This is a genomic window from Brochothrix sp. (genome assembly GCF_017549435.1).
GTDB lineage: Bacteria > Bacillota > Bacilli > Lactobacillales > Listeriaceae > Brochothrix > Brochothrix thermosphacta.
This window is the reverse complement of record NZ_JAFYUW010000132.1, coordinates 1-4,830: the sequence shown is the minus strand read 5'-3', so window position 1 is coordinate 4,830 and position 4,830 is coordinate 1. Positions and strand designations below refer to the sequence as shown.

Annotated in this window: 4 protein-coding genes; all 4 read right to left on the bottom strand. The window is 37.2% G+C overall.

The genetic code is table 11. The annotated features are described in order from the left end of the window. Positions 1-1,439, bottom strand: a 1,439-nt coding sequence (locus IKV95_RS08990; RefSeq protein WP_069133179.1) for a flippase, incomplete at its 3' end; no start/stop codon positions are given. Between the two features lie 21 nt (positions 1,440-1,460). After that, positions 1,461-2,660 (bottom strand): O-antigen ligase family protein, encoded by a 1,200-nt coding sequence (locus tag IKV95_RS08985; protein WP_029090861.1) that lies wholly within the window; start codon positions 2,658-2,660, stop codon positions 1,461-1,463. Between the two features lie 30 nt (positions 2,661-2,690). Then, entirely contained in the window at positions 2,691-3,494 is an 804-nt protein-coding gene (locus IKV95_RS08980; protein ID WP_051457457.1) for a glycosyltransferase, read from the bottom strand. Positions 3,495-3,503: 9 nt separating this feature from the next. Next, the gene (locus tag IKV95_RS08975) at positions 3,504-4,820 is read right to left on the bottom strand and encodes a nucleotide sugar dehydrogenase (protein ID WP_287451687.1); all 1,317 of its coding nucleotides are present in this window, start codon (positions 4,818-4,820) and stop codon (positions 3,504-3,506) included. Positions 4,821-4,830 lie beyond the last annotated feature (10 nt).

Genomic DNA, 4,830 nt, shown 5'->3' with positions numbered 1-4,830 from the left:
TATTTCTGACGTCTTTTATTAATTACAACGCTTATTTTATCAAGCAACCAGTTCAATGTTTTTGTTTTAAAGAGATAGAGTATAACAAGATAAATCCCTATCCCCACAATAATTTGTAAAAACGTTAGTCCCACTGGTTGTATTGGTAATTTATTCATAACTAACAGAGCGCTCACCATCACGCCGCCTGCTATGATAAGTAACGGTAGCTCTTTTAACCAAACCCACTGATCAAGGCTCTCACGCACAATAATCATCATCGCTAACAGAACAACGCCTTCTGATATAGAAGTTGCCACAGCCGCTCCCTGAGCTCCGTACTGTGGTATCAACAGCACATTGATGATTACATTGACGAATAATCCTGAACATACCGCAATACTATATCCCCTCATCCGATTCATCGGCAGTAAAAATTGATTACCGATAATTGAACCCCAAGCTAAGAATAGAATCACTGGTGTTAGTAACACTAAAACACTGCCTGCGCCTGTGAAACCTGCCCCTAAAAACCATCCCATAAAATTTCCAGATATTCCGGCGATGCCGAACATGAGTCCAACAGCAAATAACAACGTGATACTCAACGTCCGGTTCAAAAACAAGCGCACAGTGGCGTGCTCACCTTCTGATACAAGCGCAGAGATACGAGGTAACATCACTGTACTAATAGACGTCATCAAAGCGAGTGCGATGCTGATAATTTTATACGAACTATCAAAAATCCCTACTTCGCTCGTGGTGCTATAAATTCCCAACAGTGTCCGATTTAACACAAGATACACCTGCATCGCCAATTGTGTAATAAAAATGGCTAACGTCGGTTTCAAATGCTTGATAACACTGAGACAAGAAACTTTTACACGGTCAATATATTTTGGTATATAGGGAAATAATGTCACTTGTCCTGCTACTTGGGAAATTATTAAAATAATGATATAGAGCGGTAAATCTTCTTTTTGTTTGACGAACATAAAGATGGCGATTAATCCTGCCAATTTTGTGATTGTATTACGAATAACAATTTTTTTGAATTGTTCCAAACCCATAAATAACCATGCGACATCTGAAGCCACAATAACAATATAAAGCGATTGTATCCAAAAAAGAGAGATGAATTCCGTGTTCCAATACATAAATAAACAGAATAAAATAAAGGCGACACTCACGGTCATTACACGCAATATAAATAAACTTTTAAACGTCTCACTCAACTTTTTACGATTGTCTTTGACTTTAGCAACTTCCCTGATACCATAAGCGTCCAAACCTAAAATTGCAATTAAAATAAAGTACTGGACGATTGAAAAAGTATAACTTTTCGCCCCTACTCCTTCTGGTCCTAATACACGCGCAATATAAGGCACAGTCACTAACGGTAACAGCAACACCAAAATTTGATAACTGGTATTATAGATGAAATTTTTAGCGATTTTCATAATTTTCTCCTTATACACATATTAACCATTGATTTTATATTCTTTCGCATACCGATAGAGCAGCACCACACAGAGGTAAAACATTTCATTGTACTCCACCGATAAAAAAAACATCTGCACAAACAACGCAACAAATACCGGCAAGAAAAAATACACTTTATGCTTAATTAATTTAAGCGATGTGTAAAGTAGCATTATACAGAAAGAGAAATACGTAATAAAGCCTACGATTCCTAATTCTGACAATATCTCTAAATAAGTATTATGGATATAACGTGCCAATAACTCACCTTGATCTAGGGAATAACTTAGCGTACTATTGATGCCGATTCCTAAAAGTGGATGTTGTGTGAACGTGTGCCACGCATTGGCCCATAATACGTTACGGCCACTCCCACCATCTGAGCCAATAGATGAAAACCGATTTTCTAACTGTTCAAAAGGATTGATTGGTAATTGGTTTTGAAAGTAATACGCAATTATTACAATTATACAGACACCCATAACGATCTTTATTTTTTTACCATAATTTTTACCAATAAAGAGCAACAACACTGCGCCTAAGACAATACCGACATATCCGCCACGTGAAAAAGTTAAGACGATGGCCGATAAAGTTAAAATAAAGCCAAGAATATTACGAAACTTATTTAAATGTGTAAATGTGTAGAAGAAATACAACGTCACAAACAACACAAATATATTAGGGTCCGTACTTGCTACACCTGTTAAACGAGGTGCCTGACGGTCAATTAACGCGCCTAAGACTTGAATACCGTTTCCTTTAAAAACCATGTTTACCTGCATAATACCCAACACATAATATACTAATGAAATACTAATTCCGATTAATCCAGATATTTCGATCATCGTTTCAATTTTTTTTATTGAGAGGCGGACAAGAGTGCCTCGCATAATGAAGTAATAGCTGAGCAAAATCAACACAACAACGATAAAACGCAACTGTTCTGCAGGATATCTAAATTGGAGTGCAGAGAAAATCGAGATCATAAAAAAGGCAATCATCAGTGTTTCAAAGAATAATAATTTATCAAAAGCAAGCGTTTTGATACTAAATATCGCCCCAATTCCCAACACTATCATGTACAACTTAACGGAAAAACCCACATAGATATTAAAAATACCAAAATAAAGTGAGAGCATCACTAACAATACAAATATTTCTGACCATTTCCATTGACGATTATCCTGTAATGTCACTATTAAACACTCTCCCTTTATTTTGAATAACTATTTGGCATCCCGTGCCTTTTTATATGCCTTCACACCATTACTCATCATCTTTAAGACTGCAAAGTAACTGTAGTCACCTTTGACTATTTTTTGTTTCCTGATGATGAATTGTATCATTAAAATACGGTACCACCTCGATGTCATTGCATAGAATGCGGCACCTTTTGATTCAAAATATTGTTGATTATACGAACTAAACCAAGTGGATGTACTCATATCTGTGGTTCCGATTTTTATGGGCACATACCGAACGGTCAAACCTGCGCGTAAAGCTGCATATAAAAAGGCACTTTCCTCACCACAATAGAGTGCTTCCCCCGCACCGATTAATTCATTAAATAACAAACCTTTTTCCTCAATAGCTGAACGTTTAAAAGTTATTTCCACGGATGACACTTTTAAAATTGAGAGGTAGTTTTCCTCACTAGAAGTTGTGCGGAATTTTTTTGGTGTAGGTGTACCTGTGCGTTCTACAATAAAACAGATCATATCAGCCTCTTGATAAGTCTGATAAGCGGTGTCAATGATTGCGACAACATCATCAACGTACTGCACATCATCATCAGCTACAACGACAATATCTGCTGTCGCTTGTTGAAGCGCAATATTGCGACTTTTACTGAGACCTTTACCTTCATAACTGATACATTTGACCGCTTCCTTTTCAGGAATAACACAGGAACCCTTAGTTTTATGCGTCAGTTGGTTTACAATTACTGCCTGCGTATTAATGTTCATTTTCTCAAAAAAAGTTAAATGAGGTTGATTCATTGTGGCAACTAAAAATTCAATGGTTGTCATAATTCCTCCTTATAAACTCCAATATAAGTAATCAGCATTTGCATGATACTCATTATAAAAGCGACTCTGCATTTCAATCATTATTTTCTGCTCATTTGTTTGTTTATACATCGTGTCAATAATTTCTGGGGTTAATTTTTGATACTCGTCATGTACTGAGCCCATCACAACACAATCCGCGTCTTTAATATCAGCAATTGTTTGCAATGGCAAACCGTACATTTCTTGTACATCTGCTCCATTGGCCAACGCATCACACAGTTGTACATCAACGCCATAACTTAACAACCCTTGGACGATTTCATAAATTTTCGAGTTGCGAATATCTGGTGTGTTCGGTTTAAACGTTACACCTAAAATAACGACTTTGGCACCTTTCACTAACAGGTTAGCTTCAATGATTTTTTTGATAATATTTTCTGATACAAATTCACTCATTGAATCATTAATTTGGCGACCTGCTAAGACGATTTGTGAATGATAACCTAATTTTCCTGCTTCATAGATGAAGTAATACGGGTCAACTCCGATACAATGGCCTCCAACAAGCCCTGGATAAAAACCTAACGCATTCCATTTGGTATTCATCGCTTCCACTACTTCAAAAGTATTTACGCCCATACGGTCAAACACCTTCGATAATTCATTCATGAAAGCAATATTGATATCACGTTGACTGTTTTCAACAACCTTAGCAGCTTCGGCTACTTTAATCGAACTGGCACGGTGTACACCCGCTTCAACAACAATTTCATACAGATTTGCAATTGTTTCTAATGTCGCAGCATCTGTTCCTGATACAATTTTCACAATGTTTTCTAAACGATGTTCTTGATCGCCTGGATTAATACGTTCTGGAGAATAACCGACAAAAAAGTCTTTGCCGCAAATTAAACCCGACGCTTCTTCCAAAAGCGGAATACATACTTCTTCTGTGACACCTGGATAAACTGTTGATTCATAGACAACATACGACCCTTTTTTTAACTGACGACCGACTGTACGGCTCGCAGATTCAACCGGGTAAAGATTGGGTGTTTTATCTTGATTAACTGGTGTTGGTACCGCGATAATATGAAACATCGCCTCTTGCAGTTTGCTTTCATCTGCCGTGAATTCAACAGTTGTCGCAGCAATGACCTCATTACCCACTTCATTGGTCATATCGATGCCTGCTTGATAGGCCGCAATACGTGTTTCATTGAGATCATAACCAATCACAGCGATTCCTTTAGCAGAAAAACCAACTGCTAAGGGCATGCCCACATATCCTAAGCCAATAACGGCTACTTTTGCTTTATTATCTATTAATTGTTGTACACTCATTTTTCCAACT